At 54.8% G+C, this 279-nt stretch carries 1 protein-coding gene; it reads left to right on the plus strand.

Features of this window, described 5'->3' with window-relative positions:
- On the plus strand, positions 1-279 hold a 279-nt coding region (locus tag EOD29_RS31420), incomplete at both ends, for a DUF899 family protein (protein WP_127248807.1).

Genomic DNA, 279 nt, shown 5'->3' on the forward strand with positions numbered 1-279 from the left:
ACCGGCTGCTCCTTCCTGTCCGATCATGTCGATGGCGCCCTGCCGCATCTGAACCATCATGACGTCACCTGGGTCGCCGTTTCGCGTGCGCCGCTCGATAAGATCGCCGCCTATAAACAGCGCATGGGCTGGAAATTTCCTTGGGTTTCTTCTTTCGGCAACGATTTCAATTTCGATTATCACGTTTCTTTCAGCCCGGAGGATCTTGCCAAAGACAAAGTCTTCTACAATTTCACGCCTATGCCGCCGGCTGATGCCAACGACGAACTGCCGGGCCTC

This window comes from Mesorhizobium sp. M1A.T.Ca.IN.004.03.1.1, assembly GCF_003997555.1.
GTDB lineage: Bacteria > Pseudomonadota > Alphaproteobacteria > Rhizobiales > Rhizobiaceae > Mesorhizobium.